At 60.9% G+C, this 17,766-nt stretch carries 18 protein-coding genes; 8 read left to right on the top strand and 10 right to left on the bottom strand.

The window, feature by feature from the left end; translation table 11 throughout:
• Window positions 1-48 precede the first annotated feature (48 nt).
• Window positions 49-1,137 (top strand): SMP-30/gluconolactonase/LRE family protein, encoded by a 1,089-nt coding sequence (locus B9H00_RS12340; protein WP_086901859.1) that lies wholly within the window; start codon window positions 49-51, stop codon window positions 1,135-1,137.
• A 45-nt stretch (window positions 1,138-1,182) separates the two neighbouring features.
• Here the strand turns inward: B9H00_RS12340 and B9H00_RS12335 are convergent, their stop codons facing one another.
• The gene (locus B9H00_RS12335; protein ID WP_157663219.1) at window positions 1,183-2,064 is read right to left on the bottom strand and encodes a 5'-nucleotidase, lipoprotein e(P4) family; all 882 of its coding nucleotides are present in this window, start codon (window positions 2,062-2,064) and stop codon (window positions 1,183-1,185) included.
• 122 nt (window positions 2,065-2,186) lie between these two features.
• On the opposite strand from B9H00_RS12335, the gene coaBC reads away from it, so the two are divergent.
• The 5 genes from coaBC to slmA all read left to right on the top strand — a co-directional run bounded on the left by coaBC (window position 2,187) and on the right by slmA (window position 7,145).
• Window positions 2,187-3,548, top strand: coding sequence for a bifunctional phosphopantothenoylcysteine decarboxylase/phosphopantothenate--cysteine ligase CoaBC (coaBC, locus tag B9H00_RS12330; RefSeq protein ID WP_086900894.1), 1,362 nt, complete (start codon window positions 2,187-2,189; stop codon window positions 3,546-3,548).
• On the top strand, window positions 3,545-4,030 hold the full coding sequence (gene dut, locus B9H00_RS12325) for a dUTP diphosphatase (protein WP_086900893.1): 486 nt from the start codon (window positions 3,545-3,547) through the stop codon (window positions 4,028-4,030). The genes coaBC and dut overlap by 4 nt, the downstream gene beginning before the upstream one ends.
• Before the next feature lie 28 nt (window positions 4,031-4,058).
• Complete coding sequence (locus tag B9H00_RS12320; RefSeq protein WP_086900892.1) at window positions 4,059-5,441, top strand: phosphomannomutase/phosphoglucomutase; 1,383 nt, start codon at window positions 4,059-4,061, stop codon at window positions 5,439-5,441.
• A gap of 107 nt (window positions 5,442-5,548) precedes the next feature.
• Window positions 5,549-6,463 (top strand): acetylglutamate kinase, encoded by a 915-nt coding sequence (gene argB / locus B9H00_RS12315; RefSeq protein WP_086900891.1) that lies wholly within the window; start codon window positions 5,549-5,551, stop codon window positions 6,461-6,463.
• 85 nt (window positions 6,464-6,548) lie between these two features.
• The gene (gene slmA / locus B9H00_RS12310) at window positions 6,549-7,145 is read left to right on the top strand and encodes a nucleoid occlusion factor SlmA (protein ID WP_086901858.1); all 597 of its coding nucleotides are present in this window, start codon (window positions 6,549-6,551) and stop codon (window positions 7,143-7,145) included.
• 7 nt (window positions 7,146-7,152) lie between these two features.
• On the opposite strand, the gene B9H00_RS12305 is transcribed toward slmA, so the two are convergent.
• The 5 genes from B9H00_RS12305 to ftsY form a co-directional block, all read right to left on the bottom strand.
• Window positions 7,153-8,622: a putative bifunctional diguanylate cyclase/phosphodiesterase gene (locus B9H00_RS12305; RefSeq protein ID WP_157663218.1), complete on the bottom strand. Its 1,470-nt coding sequence runs from the start codon at window positions 8,620-8,622 to the stop codon at window positions 7,153-7,155.
• A 218-nt stretch (window positions 8,623-8,840) separates the two neighbouring features.
• Window positions 8,841-9,713, bottom strand: a complete 873-nt coding sequence (gene rpoH, locus B9H00_RS12300; protein ID WP_086900889.1) for an RNA polymerase sigma factor RpoH — start codon at window positions 9,711-9,713, stop codon at window positions 8,841-8,843.
• A 113-nt stretch (window positions 9,714-9,826) separates the two neighbouring features.
• Window positions 9,827-10,828 (bottom strand): permease-like cell division protein FtsX, encoded by a 1,002-nt coding sequence (gene ftsX / locus B9H00_RS12295; RefSeq protein WP_086900888.1) that lies wholly within the window; start codon window positions 10,826-10,828, stop codon window positions 9,827-9,829.
• Window positions 10,825-11,493 carry a cell division ATP-binding protein FtsE gene (gene ftsE, locus B9H00_RS12290; RefSeq protein WP_086623246.1) on the bottom strand — a complete coding sequence of 223 codons (669 nt, stop codon included), beginning with the start codon at window positions 11,491-11,493 and terminating at the stop codon, window positions 10,825-10,827. The genes ftsX and ftsE overlap by 4 nt, the downstream gene beginning before the upstream one ends.
• 12 nt (window positions 11,494-11,505) lie before the next feature.
• Window positions 11,506-12,948: a signal recognition particle-docking protein FtsY gene (gene ftsY / locus B9H00_RS12285; RefSeq protein WP_407656583.1), complete on the bottom strand. Its 1,443-nt coding sequence runs from the start codon at window positions 12,946-12,948 to the stop codon at window positions 11,506-11,508.
• A gap of 543 nt (window positions 12,949-13,491) precedes the next feature.
• Here ftsY and rsmD point away from each other — a divergent pair.
• The gene (gene rsmD / locus B9H00_RS12280; protein ID WP_086900886.1) at window positions 13,492-14,112 is read left to right on the top strand and encodes a 16S rRNA (guanine(966)-N(2))-methyltransferase RsmD; all 621 of its coding nucleotides are present in this window, start codon (window positions 13,492-13,494) and stop codon (window positions 14,110-14,112) included.
• Window positions 14,113-14,233: 121 nt separating this feature from the next.
• Window positions 14,234-14,473 (top strand): cell division protein ZapB, encoded by a 240-nt coding sequence (locus B9H00_RS12275; RefSeq protein WP_086900885.1) that lies wholly within the window; start codon window positions 14,234-14,236, stop codon window positions 14,471-14,473.
• 23 nt (window positions 14,474-14,496) lie between these two features.
• Here B9H00_RS12275 and B9H00_RS12270 read toward each other — a convergent pair whose 3' ends face one another.
• The 4 genes from B9H00_RS12270 to B9H00_RS12255 all read right to left on the bottom strand — a co-directional run bounded on the left by B9H00_RS12270 (window position 14,497) and on the right by B9H00_RS12255 (window position 17,734).
• Window positions 14,497-14,949, bottom strand: a complete 453-nt coding sequence (locus B9H00_RS12270; protein ID WP_086900884.1) for a GNAT family N-acetyltransferase — start codon at window positions 14,947-14,949, stop codon at window positions 14,497-14,499.
• Window positions 14,939-15,826, bottom strand: coding sequence for a hypothetical protein (locus tag B9H00_RS12265; protein WP_086900883.1), 888 nt, complete (start codon window positions 15,824-15,826; stop codon window positions 14,939-14,941). Before B9H00_RS12265 ends, B9H00_RS12270 begins: the two co-directional genes overlap by 11 nt.
• A gap of 90 nt (window positions 15,827-15,916) precedes the next feature.
• Window positions 15,917-16,258 (bottom strand): BolA family protein, encoded by a 342-nt coding sequence (locus B9H00_RS12260; protein ID WP_086900882.1) that lies wholly within the window; start codon window positions 16,256-16,258, stop codon window positions 15,917-15,919.
• An 81-nt stretch (window positions 16,259-16,339) separates the two neighbouring features.
• Complete coding sequence (locus tag B9H00_RS12255) at window positions 16,340-17,734, bottom strand: DHA2 family efflux MFS transporter permease subunit (protein ID WP_086900881.1); 1,395 nt, start codon at window positions 17,732-17,734, stop codon at window positions 16,340-16,342.
• Window positions 17,735-17,766 lie beyond the last annotated feature (32 nt).

Genomic DNA, 17,766 nt, shown 5'->3' with positions numbered 1-17,766 from the left:
GCGTAAGCGCAGGAAATTGTTAGCGCTAACAACCAGAAGGGGATGCCGATGGACTCTCAATTTCATTGCGAAAGCGGTTTGCGCCGTATGTTTTTAAAACAGTCGCTGGCCTGTGGCGCGATTGCTGTCACCGGTGTCTCACTGGCGCAGCCGGCCAGCGCACAGCCGCTGAATCAGCGCTATCCGGACCCTGCCGTTGAGATTCTGGATGATCGCTTTCTGGAACTGCGCATTTTTAATGCCAGTGTCGAAATGCTGGCCGATGGCCTGCGCTGGGCAGAGGGTCCCGTCTGGATTGGCGATGGCAACTACCTGCTGGTCAGCGACATCCCCAATAACCGCATCGTGCGATGGGACGAGATCAGCCAGTCACTGGGCGTGTATCGAGACAATGCCAACTTTTCCAACGGCATGACACGCGACCTGCAGGGTCGTTTGATCGTCTGTGAAGGTTCTACGACCCACGATCTCGGCCGTCGCATCACCCGTACCGAACATGACGGCAGGATCACGGTGCTGGCCGATAATTTCGAGGGCAAGCGCTTCAATTCGCCCAACGATATCGTGGTCAAGCGTGATGGCTCGATCTGGTTTACCGACCCGCCGTTTCAGGCCGGGGGCTATTACGAAGGCCATAAAATCGACATCGAGCTGCCCCACGGCGTCTATCGCATTGATGGTGACACCCTGGGCCTCACCCGCGTGATTGACAATATCGCCGGCCCCAACGGGCTGTGTTTCACGCCGGACGAAAAGCGCCTTTACGTTGTGGAAGGCCGTGCCAGACCGGACCGGCTCGTATGGGCCTATCAGGTCAATGATGATGGCACGCTGGGCGAGCGCACCCGCCATATCGAAGCAAAGGGATTTGGCGGGCTGGACGGCATCAAGTGCGATGATCATGGCAACCTGTGGTGCGGCTGGGGCAGCTCGGGGGCACCCGAGGCGGACCCGGCAGCACTGGACGGCGTTCGCGTTTTCGACCCGTCAGGCAAGGCCATCGGCCATATCCACTTGCCGGAGCGCTGCGCCAATCTATGCTTTGGCGGGCCACAGGGCAATCGCCTTTTCATGGCCGCCAGCCACGGCATTTATTCCCTTTTCGTCAACGCCCGTGGCGCGCAGTATTTACGCTGATCAAAAACATCAACGGGGGCACCTCGCGTGCCCCTGCCTGCCGCATTACTCGCCGGGCGCCTGCGGCCCCGACCAGACGCGCAGCGCGGCGCGGCGCCTTTGATCCTTTTCCTGTGGCGACAGCGAGTAGTCACCGTCATAGAGCGCCTTTTCCCAGCCACCATAGGTCGGATTGGGCAGTACGATATAGCGCTCGCCAAAATGCGCACGATCCTGAATGACCTGTGCGTTACGCGTGGCGACCTCATCGGCATCATAGCCACTGTCGAAGTCGGCCAGATTGTCGCCCACCAGCAGTGCCACATCATGGGTGGCCATGACGGCTTCACGGCGCGGCTGCTTGTCGCTGGTGTCAGTGCGCAGCATCATGTGCTGCTCGTCGACCCACGGAAAGTCGAGCTGCCTGAGATTTTTCATGGTGGCTTCCAGACCGCTCTCATCCCGGTTGGTCACATAGAACACCTCGACCCCGCGCGAGCGCGCATACTCCAGAAAGGCCTGCGCGCCGGGCAGCGCACGCGCCTGAGCATCCTCGACCCAGGCATTCCAGTTGGCGCTGGAATAATGCTCATCGCGCCCGATCAGCCATGCTTCAAAGGGCGTGTTATCGATGACCGCCTCATCACAGTCCACGATGACCGCCAGCGGCCGGTCACCCGATACCCGAGCTTCCAGCGCCTGATCAAGGCGCAGTCGGGCGATATTGAACGCCTGGAAGGAGAGCGCTCGATATTCGGCTGAGCTTTGCATCCAGGCCGTGGCCATGACCAGCTGTTCATTAAGCGCTGCATTATCGTAAGACGGCGATGCTGGCTGATTCTGGCTGGCGCAGCCGCTCAGGGCGACACCGACGGCCAGCGCCGAAAGGGCCGGGACCAGACGATGACGACGCAGAAAGGCACGCGTGCGGTTCGGGTTTGACTGCATGGCAATGTTCCTCATGAGCATGTCGTTGTGGTTGTTGACGGCACGGCGGATGCTACGCACGCCATGCACGCAGTGGTAAGGTAGCATCCCACCGATTTTAGTTATGCTCATGGAGCCTTTGCATGTCACGACTGGCGGGTCAACGCATCGTTTTAGGCATCAGTGCCGGCATCGCGGCCTACAAGAGTGCCGTATTGGCGCGACTGCTGAAAAAGGCCGGCGCCAGCGTCCGCGTGGTGATGACCGAGGGCGCACAGGCCTTTATCACGCCACTGACCCTGCAGGCCCTGACCGGCGAAGAGGTCCGCACCTCGCTGCTGGACCCGCAGGCCGAAGCCGGCATGGGCCATATCGAGCTGGCCAAATGGGCCGACATCGTATTGATCGCACCAGCCACGGCCGATGTAATGGCGCGCCTGGCCGCCGGCATGGCCGATGACCTGCTCACGACGCTGTGTCTCGCCACCCGGGCGCGCTGCCTGCTGGCCCCGGCCATGAATCAGGCCATGTGGTCGCATCCCGCCAGCCAGCGCAACGCCGAGACGCTCAAGGCCTTCGGTTGGCAACAGCTTGGGCCGGATGCCGGCGAGCAGGCCTGTGGCGATGTTGGCGGCGGGCGCATGCTGGAGCCGGAAGACATTGTCGCCGCCCTTGACGCCGCTTTATCCGGGCACTCACCCGCCCCCGGCACCCTGCCACTGGATGCTACCCCCGAGCATGATGATCACGCTCCCGCACCGGATGCCTTCATGGCCGACGATGCCGACCCGGCAACCGGGGCGCTGGCCGGGCAGCATGTCGTGATTACGGCCGGCCCCACTCGTGAGGCCATCGACCCGGTGCGCTATCTCTCCAACCACAGCTCGGGGAAAATGGGCTTTGCGCTGGCCTGCGCTGCTCGAGACCAGGGCGCACGCGTCACCCTGATCAGTGGCCCGGTGGCGCTTGCTACACCTGAAGGCGTCACGCGAGTGGATGTTGTGAGCGCCGTGGAGATGCTTGAGGCCGTGAACGCCTCACTGGCCGAATGCGACATCTTCATCGGCTGTGCAGCGGTCGCGGACTACCGCCTGGCAGAAGTGGCCGAGCACAAGCTCAAGAAGGTGTCCGGCAGTCCCGGCCTGACGCTGAGCCTGGTCGAGAATCCGGACATTATCGCGGCCGTCACCCATCGCCAGTCGCCCCCTTTCACCGTCGGCTTTGCCGCCGAAACCCGGGAACTTGCCCGCCACGCCCATGACAAGCTCGTGCGCAAGCGCCTGGATCTTATCGTTGCCAATGACGTGGCGGCACCGGGACTGGGCTTCGGCGCCGATGACAACGCTGCCGTGCTGTATTATCTCGACCCTGACCAGCCGGACAATCCGGCCACGTCGCATACGCTATCACCGCGTGCCAAGCAGGACCTGGCGCGCGCCATTATTGATTACATGCTGCCCCTTTACCGCGGGCATCAGATAACGCGGAGCCCTGTCTGCTCATGACTGCTTCTTCCGACCGGCCGCGACTGCAGGTCCGAATTCTCGATGACCGGGTACGTGAATACCCTCTGCCCCATTACGCCACCCGTGGCAGCGCCGGCATGGATCTGCGCGCCCTGCTGGATACTCCGCTGACGCTGGCACCCGGTGACTGCGAACTGGTGCGTACGGGCCTTGCCGTGCATATTGCCAATCCGGCCTGGGCCGGCATGATCCTGCCGCGCTCGGGACTGGGTCATAAACGCGGCATCGTACTGGGCAACCTGGTCGGGCTGATCGATGCCGACTACCAAGGCGAGCTGATGATTTCGGTCTGGAACCGCGGGCAGGAGCACGTCACGCTCGAGCCGTTCGAGCGTATCGCCCAGTATGTACTGGTACCGGTCATTCAGGCCGAACTGGAGGTCGTCGACGAGTTCACGCCCGGTGACGATGACAACGATATTCGTGGCGCCGGCGGCTTCGGCCATTCGGGACGACACTGACGCTGGTTTAAAGGACAGGAGTCTTTTCATGACACAGGTAAGTGCCGCCATCTTTCGTGCCTATGACATTCGTGGCGTGGTCGACGAGCAGCTCACTTTTGATACCGCGCGCCTGATCGGCCAGGCCATCGGCAGTGAAGCGCTCGCCCGCGGTGAAAAGGCCGTGGCCGTCGGCCGTGACGGTCGGCTTTCGGGCCCCATGCTGTCCAAGGCCCTGATCGAGGGGCTGTGCGCGGCCGGCTGTGATGTGGTGAATGTCGGCATGGTCCCCACCCCCACGCTCTATTTTGCTACCCACATACTCGAAGGGATCACCTCGGGCGTGGCCGTTACCGGCAGCCACAATCCCTCGAACTACAATGGCTTCAAGATCGTGCTGGGCGGTCACGCCCTGTCGCGCGATGACATTACCGCTCTGTATCGGCGTATCGAGCACAATGAGCTCTCACATGGCGAGGGCCACTGTCGCGAGCATGACCTGCGTGAGACCTACCTGGCACGCATCCTTGACGATGTCACTCTCGACCGGCCACTGCATGCCGTGGTGGACTGCGGCAATGGCGTCACCGGTGAACTAGGGCCGGAGCTGATCCGCCGCCTGGGCGCCCGTGTCACGCCCCTTTTTGAAGAGATCGACGGCCGCTTCCCCAATCATCATCCAGACCCGGGCAAGTTTGAAAACCTGACGGATCTGATCGCGAAGGTCCGCGAGACCGGTGCCGACATTGGGCTTGCCTTTGATGGCGACGGCGATCGGGTCGGCGTGGTCACCCCTTTCGGTGAGATCATCTATCCCGACCGCCTGCTGATGGCCTTTGCCTGCGATCTTCTGGAGCGTCAGCCGGGGGCGCGGATCATTTTCGACATCAAGAGCACCGGCAATCTGGTTCCGATCATCGAGGATGCCGGGGGTACGCCCGAGATGTGGTACACCGGTCACTCGCTGATCAAGGCGCGTATGAAGGAGACCGGCGCTGCTCTGGCCGGCGAAATGAGCGGCCACATTTTCTTTGAGGAGCGCTGGTACGGCTTTGATGACGGCCTCTATGCCGCCGCCCGTCTGCTCGAGATTCTGTCACGCCAGCCCGAAGATGCCGATCAGTACTTCAGCCGCTTTCCTCAGGACGAAAGCACTGCCGAAATCAACGTGCCCGTCACCGATGACAACAAGTTCGATATCGTCGAGCGTTTTATCAGGGACACCGATTTCGGTGAGCAGGCCACCAGAACCACGCTCGACGGCATCCGCGTGGACTATCCGGACAGCTGGGGGCTGTGCCGTGCCTCCAACACCACGCCCATGCTGGTGTTTCGCTTTGAAGGCAAATCCCGTGAGGCGCTCGAGCGCGTTCAGGATCGTTTTCGTCAGGCATTGCTGGCCGTCGCCCCCGACATCACGCCGACCTTCTAGAGCGCCGGCGATCTCCAGGCCGGCTCGGAGATATTGAAGTCCTCTCCATGAGGACTGACATCCGGGCCGGCCCCACCCTTTTCTCTTTTACAGGAGCGTTTTGCAACATGCATGACAGCGAATACAATCCGCGCCAGGTCGTTGAAATCCTGTCCGAGGCGCTGCCCTATATTCAGCGGTTCTCGGGCAAGACGGTCGTGATCAAGTATGGCGGCAACGCCATGACCGAAGACAACCTGATTCACTCTTTCGCTCGTGACGTGGTGCTGCTCAAGGAAGTCGGTCTCAACCCGATCGTGGTGCACGGCGGCGGCCCTCAAATCGGTCAGCTGCTGGAGCGTCTCAATATCGAATCCCGCTTTGTAGACGGCATGCGGGTGACCGATTCGGAAACCATGGATGTGGTCGAGATGGTGCTCGGCGGGCTCGTCAACAAGAGCATCGTCAATCTGATTAATGGTGCAGGTGGCAAGGCGATCGGCCTGACCGGCAAGGACAACGCCCAGATTCGCGCTCGCAAGCTGTCCGTGCAGCGCAAGCGCGCCGACATGACCGCCTCTGAAATCATCGACATCGGCCATGTCGGGGAAGTCGAGCACATCTCGACCGACTTGATCGAGATGCTCTCGGAGGCCGATTACATTCCGGTCCTCGCGCCCATTGGTGTGGACGCCGCAGGGCACTCCTACAACATCAATGCCGATCTGGTCGCCGGACGCGTGGCCGAGGCCCTTGGCGCCGAGAAGCTCATGCTGCTGACCAACGTGGCCGGCCTCATGAATCAGCAAGGCGAGGTCATGACGGGCCTGACCACCGAGCAGGTCGACCAGCTCATCGAGGACGGCGTCATCTACGGCGGCATGCTGCCCAAGATTCGCTGCGCGCTGGAGGCGGTGAAAAACGGCGTCAACAGTTCGGTCATTGTGGACGGGCGCGTAGAGCACGCCATTTTGCTGGAAATCTTTACCCGCTCGGGCGTGGGCACGCTGATTACCGATCAGACAGGCACCGCCTCGAACTGATGTCGCGTGTGGCACGGACATGACCACATTCACGGGTGCCCGAGGCCGTCCCGGGCACCCTAGCAGGCAGATAAAAAAGATGGCCATGACAAGGGAACAGAAACTTTCACGCCGCGACCAGATCCTTCAGGCACTGGCGCGCATGCTGGAACAGGGGCGTGGTCAGCGCATCACGACCGCTGCACTGGCACGCGAGGTAGGCGTGTCGGAGGCTGCGCTTTACCGCCACTTCCCCAGCAAGACCCGCATGTACGAGGCGCTGATCGAGTACATTGAGCAAACACTTTTTGAGCGCGTCACCCTGATCGTCAATGAACCCGGCAGCGTCAGTGACCGCTGCCAGCGCATTTTGACGCTTTTGCTGATCTTTGCCGACAAGAACCCGGGACTTTGTCGCATCATGACCGGCGAAGCGCTGACCGGTGAACATGAGCGCCTGCAGACCCGCATGGCACAGCTCTTCGAGCGCCTTGAAACACAGCTCAAGCAGGTGCTGCGCACCGGTGAAATCGAACAGGGGTATCGTCCGGACATTGGGGTTTCAGCGCTGGCCAACCTGCTCATGGCCGTTGCCGAAGGACGCATTGGACAATACGTCAGAAGTGGTTTTCGTCGCGCACCCCAGAGTCACTGGGACGATCAATGGCAGCTTTTGAGTGCTCATCTGACTGCAGGGGAATAGCGTCCCGTCAGTACTGATGTTCCTTCAGGTATCTGACGGCCTTGTCGGCCTCGACCCCGGGGCCGAACAGGTAGCCCTGCAGGATCTCGCATCCCAGCTCGTTGAGCAGATGCTGCTGCCGGCGCGTCTCGACACCCTCGGCCACGACCGTCAGCTGAAGTGAATGCGCCAGCCGCACGATCGCCTCGATGATCTGATAGCCATGATGGGTATCGGGCAGTGCCATGACGAAACTCTTGTCCAGCTTGAGACGATCCAGTGGCAGCAGTGCCAGCTTGTCCAGTGATGAGTAGCCAGTGCCGAAATCGTCCAGCGATATCCGAATACCCTGCTGACGCAGTCTTGAGATGACGTGCACACATTCGTCAAAATTCTGCATCATGCGGCTTTCGGTAATCTCGAACTCCAGGCAGGCGCCATCAAGGGCGTAACGTTCCAGCACCGTTGCCACATGCGCCAGCAAAGCCCGATCGAGCTGTAGTACGGAGACGTTGATAGCCACAACCGGCACCTGATAGCCCTGCGAGCGCCAGCAACTGATCTGTCGGCATACTCTGTCGATGACCCAGTTGCCCAGTACCGGCATGAACTCTGCCGATTCAGCCATCGGAATGAAAGTCGAGGGTGGAATGGTGCCGTAGTCGGGGTGATGCCATCTCAGCAGCACTTCAAAACCGGCAATGTGTTGATCGTTACCCTGCACCTGGGGTTGATAGACCAGCCGCAGCTGTTCATTTTTCATCGCCCGATGCAGCGCCTTCGAATCAGGCGGAGACGTGGTGTGCGACCCTCTGCGGTCAACAAACATCGCCGGATAATCGTGGTGATCGTGTCGTGAAGAGAAGGCATGGTGTGAAGAGGCGGCCTCACCGGGCATCGAGCACCTTTCCTCCCCTTCCGGCACGACGCTACCTGCCTCGAGCCGGCTAATGTCGATCAGAAGCCCGTGACACTCGGTCCTCCCGTCGCGACGCAGAATCACACCGCGATCCAGCACCTGCTGCTCGGTCGCCCCATGGACCAGACGATAGGTGTGCTCGAAATACCCTCGCTGAAGGGCAAGATGGCGGGCGCACTTCAGTGATTGACGATCATCGGGATGCACCATGGCATCAAAGGCACTGCCGGGCAGACAGTAGCCTGGTAATTCCGGCATCGATACGGTCGTATTCGCTGCACTGTTCAGATAGCGATACCGCCGCTCATCATGGCAATAGCGGTACATGATGCCGGAAAGCCTGCTGCCGCAGTCATCGCTATCATCCGATCCGCCCTGCTTCAGGCAATATCGCTCATAGCCCTTCGACAACAGCTCCCTGCCCTGAAAAAAACAGCACAGCCACAGCAGCAGCCCCATGGCCAGCGTGTGGTCATCCATATGTTTTTGCCACCAGAGCAGGCACAGTGCCGTCAGCATCAGGGCAAACATCAAACGATAGAGCGCATTCAGCAAGGGGGGGACTTTCAGAGGTGCCATCAGTTTCGATTGACGCAAAAGTGCAGAGATAGACATCGGTCAGCGCTCGGAGCAGCCACAGAAATCACCTGACGATCATCAATATAAGTAATAAAAAATATTGATCATCATTTTTTTTCATGAAGCACGACCGTAAAGCAAAACCCCGGGCCTTGGGAGCCCGGGGTCAACTTTTGCATCAAAAAACAATCTTTAGTATGAGATCAAAGGCGTCATGATCAGGCTACTTCAGCCGATTCGCCGATCGCCTGTTTAAGTTTTTTCATGGCATTCTTTTCGAGCTGTCGAATGCGCTCTGCAGATACCCCATAGGTATCGGCCAATTCATGCAGCGTGGATTTCTGCTCGGCCAACCAACGGCGCTGAAGAATGTCACGAGAGCGGTCATCAAGCCGGGCCAGCGCGTCACGCAATTGCTGCGACGAACGATCCTGCCAGTCGGATTCTTCGAGTGACAGTGCCGGGTCAGAACGACCATCCTCCAGATACTGTGAAGGAGACTGATAGCTCTGCTCGTCATCCTCGCTGCCGGGTGCCGGGTCGAAACCGGCATCAAAGGCCGACAGACGACCTTCCATCTCGCGCACGGCTTCAGGCTTGACGTCCAGATCCTGAGCAATGGCATTGACTTCATCGTTGTTCAACCACGACAGACGCTTCTTGGCACTGCGCAGGTTGAAAAACAGCTTTCGCTGCGCCTTGGTGGTCGCCACCTTGACGATGCGCCAGTTGCGCAGCACAAACTCGTGAATCTCGGCCTTGATCCAGTGTACGGCGAAGGACACGAGCCGCACGCCCTGTGCCGGGTCGAAACGCTTGACGGCCTTCATCAGACCCACGTTGCCTTCCTGAATCAGATCTGCCTGTGGCAGGCCATAACCGGAATAGCTGCGAGCAATGTGCACGACAAAACGAAGATGCGACATGACAAGGCGACGGGCGGCTTCAATGTCACTGTCGGTATGAAGACGCGTAGCGAGGTCACGCTCCTCGTCCACGGTCAGTACGGGAATACGATTGACTGCCTGAATATAGCCATTCAGGTCATTGCCCGGCGAAAGATGACCGATAGGCTGAAGACTGGTACTCATGTTTAAACGGTCTCCCCTGGTCCCTGACTGGTAATTATCTACCATTATAGACCATGGTAAAGGTGCTTTGTTTCGCGCATTACGGCTTTTATCGGCCCGTTGTGTTCATTGCTTCAACGCGGACTGATCTCTGCCAGATGGCGACTGACGGCAAGCCATGCGCCTACAAGTCCCAGCATGGTACTACAGATCAGCAATAAAACCGATCCGCCCATCCCGATGCCCGGCAGGGTAAAGTGACTGCCGAATCCGGAGGCGAGCATATCGATGGGGGCTGACAGCCACCCTCTTCCCAGCGTCAGGAGAATCAGCGCCAGGATGCCGCCACCAAGCCCATACCAGACCCCCACATACAGAAAGGGGCGTCGTACAAAGGCATGGGTGGCACCGATCAGGGTCACGACCTCGATCTCCTGACGCCGGCTTTCAACCGCCAGTCGGATGGTATTGCCGACGACCAGCAACACGCCGAGCGCGAACAGAGCGCCAAAGGCCATCACGACACGGCGGCCCAGCTCGCCGAGCTGGCGCAGGCGCTCAAGCCAGGCCATGTCCAGACGCGCATCGGCCACACCATCGAGCTTTCCAAGCCGCTCGGCCAACGCCTGCGCGGCCTCAGGGTCACGCGAGCGTGGCTGAACCAGAATGGTCGCCGGCAGCGGATTATCATCCATCATGGCCAGGGCATCATTCATCCCCAGACGCTGCTGAAAGCTTTCAAGCCCGGCAGCAGCCGTAATCAGCTCGGTCGAAGCGATATCGGGCTCCTGCCGCACCCGATCGGTCACGTCCATGGCCTGTGACTCCGACAGCGCCGGGTTCAGATAGAGCGTCATGCGGGCACTGTCGTCCAGGTTGCTGTCCAGAAGGTGCGCGCTACCCAGCGCCAGCCAGAGACTGGCCGGCAGCACCATCGCAATGGCAATGGCCATCATGGTCATGAAACTCGACAGCGGCCGACGGCGCAGACGATGGAGGCTATCAACGGCCATCTGTTCATGATGACGACGCCAGGCGCGCGATCGGCTTTCGAAGGTAATCTGGTGGGAGCGTGCCCCCCGGCGCGGCTGCGGCTTCTCGCCTCTCGGAGCAGGACGGCGTGGTGTCTGGCTCATGCGGCCTCCTCATCGCCGATCAACCGACCGTCTCTCAGCTTGAGCACACGGTGTCTGAGCCGCGCGATCAGCGCCAGATCGTGACTGGCCAACAGCACAGTCGTGCCAATACGGTTGAAGTCTTCAAAAAGGCGCATGATGTCGGCCGATAGCTGCGGATCCAGGTTGCCCGTAGGTTCATCGGCCAGCAGCATGGCCGGCTTGGTGACGACCGCACGGGCAATGCCGACCCGCTGCTGCTCACCGCCGGAAAGCTCGATGGGCAGGGCCTTTTCACGGTGCAAAAGCCCGATCTTGTCCAGCGCCGCATGTACCCGGCGCCGGGCATCCTGGGGCGTAGCGCCCTGGATAACCAACGGCAGGGCCACGTTATCGAACACGCTGCGATCAAAGAGCAGCTGATGGTTTTGATAAACCACCCCGATCTGGCGCCGGTAGAAGGGAATCTGCGAGATATGAAGGCTGGTGATGTCATGACCGGCCACAACGATACGGCCCCGGGAAGGCCGCTCCAGCGCCATGAGAAGGCGCAGGACCGAACTTTTCCCGGCACCGGAATGGCCGGTGAGAAACACCATTTCACCACGCTGCACGGTGAAATTGAGATCGGCCAGCGCTTCGAAACGACCGCCATAGCGCTTGCCGACATGCGCAAACTCGATCATGGCCATGAGAAATCAGCTGCCTTCCCGGTCAAAGAGCGCCCCCACGAAATCCTCGGCCTCGAAGGGACGCAGATCATCCAGTGTCTCCCCGACCCCGATATAGCGAATGGGGGTTCCGAGCTGCTTGGCGATGGCAAAGATGATGCCGCCCTTGGCGGTTCCATCCAGTTTGGTCAGGGTAATCCCGGTCACGGGCACGGCCTGATTGAAGGTTTCTGCCTGAGAGATCGCGTTCTGTCCGGTTCCGGCATCCAGCACCAGCATGACTTCGTGAGGCGCCTGAGCATCCAGACGCGCCATGACGCGCTGCACCTTGCTGAGCTCATCCATGAGATGCCCCTTGTTGTGCAACCGCCCGGCCGTATCGGCAATCAGGACGTCAATACCGCGCGCCTTGGCCGCGGATACCGCATCATAGATAACGGAGGCACTGTCGGCGCCAGTGTGCTGGGCAATGACCGGTACATCATTGCGCTCGCCCCAGACCTGTAGCTGCTCGACGGCCGCGGCGCGGAAGGTATCGCCGGCGGCCAGCATGACGCTACGCCCCTGACGCTGAAAGCGCTGGGTCAGCTTGCCGATCGTCGTGGTCTTGCCCACGCCATTGACGCCCACCATCAGAATCACGAATGGCCCCTCGCCCTTCGGCGGCAGGCGCAGTGGCTTCGCCACCGGCTCGAGCATTCTGGAGAGCTCTTCCTGAAGCGCCTTGTAGAGCGCATCGACATTTTTGAGCTCACGCCTGGAAATGCGCTCTTCCAGGTTTTCCATGATCTCGCTGGTCGCCGCGACGCCGACATCGGCCATCAGAAGCTGTGTTTCGAGCTCTTCCAGCAGATCATCATCAATTTCCTTGTGACCCAGCAGCAGCGTTGCCAGACCGTCGGTGAGGTTGGAGCGTGTCTTGCCAAGCCCCTGACGCATGCGCGAGAACCAGCCCTTTTTGGCACTGGCGGTTTCGCTTTGTTCATCGGCGGTTTCAGGCCCTGCTTCGATGGCCGTGTCATAGCGACCCCGACGCGGCTTGTCACGACCACGGTTGCGAGCAGGCGTCGTGACTTCTGACGCGCTGCCGGGCGCTACCTCCTCTGGCGGCTCCTTGAGCTCGGACGGCCGCTCCTGAGCAGGCTCCTGCTCGGGTTCAACGACGGGCTCGGGCTCGACCACCGACTCCGGTTCGGGCTCAACGACGGACTCGGGCTCTTGTTCGAACACCGGCTCCGGTTCGGGCTCAACGACGGACTCGGGCTCTTGCTCGAACACCGGCTCCGGTTCGGGCTCAACGACGGACTCGGGCTCTTGCTCGACCACTGGCTCCAGTTCGGGCTCAACGACGGACTCGGGCTCTTGCTCGAACACCGGCTCCGGTTCGGACTCAACGGCGGGCTCGGGCTCTCGCTCGACTACCGGTTCCGGTTCGGACTCGACAACGGGCTCGAACTCTCGCTCGACCACCGGCTCCGGTTCGGGCTCAACGACGGGCTCAGGCTCTCGCTCGACCACCGGTTCCGGTTCGGACTCGACAACGGACTCGGGCTCTTGCTCGACCACCGATTCCGGTTCGGACTCGACAACGGACTCGGGCTCAATGACGGGATCAGGCTCTCGCTCAACGACCGGTTTCGGCTCGGGCTCGACGACGGGTGCTTCTCGCGCCTCGACAGGAGGCTCAGGGGACCTTTCTCTGGTGTCTTCGGCCTCAGGCGTCGGCGCCTGCTGCTCCAGTTGCTGCTGTTCTTCGCGATCCTGCTGATCGCGGCGCTGCTTCTTGCGCTTAAAAAAACCAAACATGGGCTATATCGTCGCGATTGATCCATCGGGAAAAGGCGGTCGGGCCGCCATTTGATACCGCATCCTACCACTCAAGCGCCGCTCGCCGGTACAATCCGTGTACATCATCCAGGGATGGCATACCCGCCACCCACTGTAGATTGACCTTTACCCACAGGCTGACCGGCACTGGCAGTATATCTTCATCCACCGAGGCTTTAAGCGCACATGAGGCGACAGCGTCACGGCACATCAGGACAGGATTCAAGGCAGAACAAGGCACGTTCGGGCAGTGGCCGTCTGCGGTTGATTGGTGGGCGCTTCCGGCGTCGCCTGCTGCCCGTACTCGACCATCCGGGCCTGCGGCCCACCCCGGACCGCGTACGCGAGACGCTTTTCAACTGGCTGGCGACCGAGATCGATAGCCAGACCCGCGTACTCGATCTGTTTGCCGGCACCGGCGCTCTGGGACTCGAAGCACTTTCCCGCGGCGCCGGAGAGGTGCATTTCGTCGAAGCCGATCGTCAGGTCGCCCGCCAGATTGCCGAAAACCTTGAAACGCTTGAAGTGACGATGCCGGTCCACACTCAAAAGGCACAGGCCTTTATGGACACACGCCCCATAGAGCCCTTTCACCTGGTCTTTCTGGACCCGCCCTTTCGACAGGACCTGATCACCGAGTGCTGTCAGCGCCTTGAGCACGAAGGCTGGCTGAGTGAGCGCGCGCTGATTCATGTCGAAACCGAGGCTGGATTGATTCCACAGCTGCCTGCCGGCTGGCATCTGATCCGGGAGACCCGGGCCGGCGACAGCCACGCCCGGCTCTATCGACGTGAAAGCGCGCAATAACCCCGCACGCCCTCTTGCCGCCGCGCGTCGGCGCGCGTAGTCTGGCCTGCGCGCGCGCCGGCACCCGTTCCGGGCCATGCAGGGCAGCACTTCGCCTTAATATCTGTATCAGGAGGACAGCATGAGCAATGAACTTTTCGAGCAGCTTGAACAGCGCGTCAACAGTGCCGTTGACACCATCGAAATGCAGCGCATGGAGCTTGAAGAACTGCGCCAGGAAAACGAGCGTCTGAAAAACGAACGTCAGCAGTGGGAAAGCCGTCTGGGTGGCCTGCTGGAGCGTTTCCGCGAGCTCGACACCAGCACGGCTTCCGACACCGCTCCCGCCGCCGAAACTCCGGCGACCAGCCCCTCCTGGTGAGCTGACCTGTCGGCGCCCTGATCTCAGCGAGCGAGAGGACGCGACATTAGTATCGCGTCCTCTCGCTCGCCCGAGGCCTGCGGGTAATAGCCCATTCGGCGTCCGTCCACCTCAAAGCCATGACGTGCGTAGAGTGCCTGTGCAGCGTCGTTGCTCGCGCGCACCTCCAGCAGTATTCGCTCACGCTCAAGCGCCATGCCCTGCTCGATCATTGTCTCGATCAATTGCCCGGCCAGCCCCCGGCGTCGATGCTCCGGGGCCACCACGATCATTTCAAGCTCGAGATCAAAGGGGCCTACCGAGACCACAGCAAAGGCCTGCAGTGCCCGCCTGTCACAGTCAGTAATGCCAGTGATTCGATACCTTTGATCACTGACCAGTGCCTCGAAGCGCATGATCGACCAGGCCTCCTCACCACGGGCGCAGGCATCCAGTGCCGCCAGCGCTTTAGCGTCTCCGATCAGCTCAGGCGTCATTGTTATCCTGTCCTGCAATCTGTCCCTGCCACCAGCGCTGCCACTCTCCCATGGTCGCCCAGAGCGCCCGGCGAGCCGAGGCCGACGCCAGCGACTCAAGCGATGGCCCCTGCCAGAAGGGCAGATCCAGAACGCGGCTTTGCCCGTCCTGTACATCCAGCACCTCTTCCAGCACGGGCAGTCGCCCAAAGAGCAGAATCCGTTCAGGCGCCCAGCCTCGCGCCCGCCGGCCGGCCAGAAAGGCCTTGAACCCCTGGCGCGCCTCGTCGAGGGCGTCATCGACCGGCAGCCCTTCCATCATGGGCCAGCCAAATCGCTGACAGGAAAGCGATGCCGAAGGCTCGACCCCACCGGCCTGAAGGATGGCCTTGAAAAGCGTCTCCTCCTGATCGCTCAATGCCTCGTCACGAGCCAGCAACACCAGCCAGCGGCCGTCCAGTGCGGCCACCTGCACCGAAAAGCGCAGTGGCTCATGAGCAGATCTGGCCGGAGAGGCCACGACATCACGTGTCGTCGTGTCGGGGGCTTCGACCACGGGCGCGGCCGGTGTCGGCGCTGCCACGCTGTCGGCACGCGCCTTCTCCCCATTCCTGCCGTGGTCGAGCAGCGCCTTGATCGAACGTGCCGGCCGTGTGGTTTCACGCAGCGCACTCTCCGGCTCAGGCGTTGTGGGCCTGGGCGGGGCTTCAGGATGATCGAACTCATCGATCAGGGCATGCAGTCGCTGATGGTGATCCAGCGTGGCCGCTCGCTCGTCAGTAACCGGCTCCACTTCCGGCAGGGACGATGCCAGCGCGTTGGGCAGCGGATGGCGTGCCACCCACAGGTTGATGCCCATGGCCTCGAGATATTGTCGGCGCGCGCGCTCGGTCACCATGCAGGATATCCGTTGACGGGATACAGTCTGAAAGGCCTTCCCATGAGGAAGGCCTGACGCCGGTATCGATGACTCAACATCTCGAGGACACTAGGCGTCACCGCCACGACAGTTGGGCGAGTCGGGGCGAGCATTGCCACGCGCTTCCCACTGTTCGGGCGTATAAAGATGCAGGGCGAGCGCATGTACCGGACCTGCCAGCTCGTCAGAAAGTGCGGTATACACCTGCTGGTGACGCTTGACCGGCATCATGCCCTTGAACTGATCGGAAACCAGGGTCACCTTGAAATGCGTCTGTGAATTGGGAGGTACGTGATGCTTGTGGCTTTCGTTTTCGATGCTCAGCCATTCTGGCTCGAAAATGGCCAGCTTTTGCTCGATCAGCGCCGCGATGTCGGCGCCTTGAAGCGTATCCACCGAAGAAATTGTCATGGGTTATCACCTCCGGCACGTCAGATATTGTCAGTGGGCATGCGTCGCGTCGCTGGCCGGAACCGACGCCTGGTCAGGCGGCTACCGGCGCAGCATGCGTATTCTTGAAGCCGAAAGTACCAGCGCCACAATGGCAGAGGCCATGCCCATCCAGAGGGCCAGACCAACCGTGACCGCGCTGTCCATCGTGGTATTCATTATTCCAGAAAGCACCAGTGCAACCAAGGCAGCGCCTACCGACTGACCGAAGGTGCGCACGCTGGCCAGTACGCCGGAGGCGCTGCCGCTGCGCGACTTGGGCAGTGACCCCATCATTTCACGGTTATTGGGCGCCTGATAGAGGCCAAAGCCGAGTCCGCACAGGGCACTGCGCCACAGGATATCCAGCGTTGAGGGCTGATCCCCCAGAAGCGCCAGCACCGCCAGTCCAGCCACGAACAGCAAAAGCCCGATTGATGAGATGAGCGGCGGACTGAAGCGGTCCGCCAGCCGCCCGCCCAGCGGCGCGCCGATCATGACCCCCAGTGGCCAGGGCGTAAACAGGAAGGCAGACTCCAGCGGCGTGTAGCCCTGTACGTTCTGAAATAGAAACGGCAGGCTGATAAACGCCATGCTCTGCGCCAGAAAGGAGAAAAATGACGTCATCACCGCCATGGTAAAGCGCGTTTCGCGAAAGATGACCAGCGGCAGCAGCGGATTGTCAAAATGGCGCTGACGCCAGATAAAACCTGCCAAAGACGCCACGCTCACCGCCAGCAGCACCGGCACGACCGCCGGGCGAGACATGTCGGCAATGCTGTCGAGCATGATGACAAAGGTCCCCAGCCCTACCGCGGACAACACCGCACCGAGCACGTCGAACCGATAATGACTGCCCTGCTCCTGGGGCAGCGCCCGAATGGCCAGCCAGACAGCGGCCATGCCCAGCGGCACATTGATCCAGAAAAGCCACTGCCAGCTGGCCACGGCGAGCACCAGTCCGCCCAGCGCCGGCCCGCCGGCCACGGCCAGCGACACGGTCAACGCGGTCAGTCCCATCGCCTGACCCAGCAGCCGGGTAGGGAAAATGACCCGATACATTGAAGGCCCAATGCTCATCATGGCCGCCGACCCCAACCCCTGAATGGCACGAAAGACGATCAGCCAGCCCAGCGATGGCGACAGCGCACAAAGAACGGAGGTCACTACAAACGTGATCATGCCGCCGATATAAAGCCGATAGCGACCGATGCGATAACCAAGGGCTGCAAAGGTCAGCATAGAGGCCGCCCCTACCAGCTGATAGATGTTAATGATCCAGACAGAAGCCGCAGAGGAGATATCCAGCTCATCGGCTATCGTGGGCAGGGCGATATTGACGCTGTTGATGTTGAGTACCGCCATCAGCGACCCCGACATCAGGACCATCATGGCCAGAATACGCTGACGGGGAGGGAGGCCATCATCACCTTCACGCCAGGACAGTAGTGCTTTCAAGAAGAGTTACCGGTAGTGCGGGACAGCGTGTG

It is taken from the genome of Kushneria marisflavi (assembly GCF_002157205.1).
In the GTDB taxonomy this organism is placed as follows: Bacteria; Pseudomonadota; Gammaproteobacteria; order Pseudomonadales; family Halomonadaceae; genus Kushneria; species Kushneria marisflavi.
The sequence above is the reverse complement of the archived record's forward strand: the minus strand, read 5'-3'. Positions and strand labels throughout refer to the sequence as shown.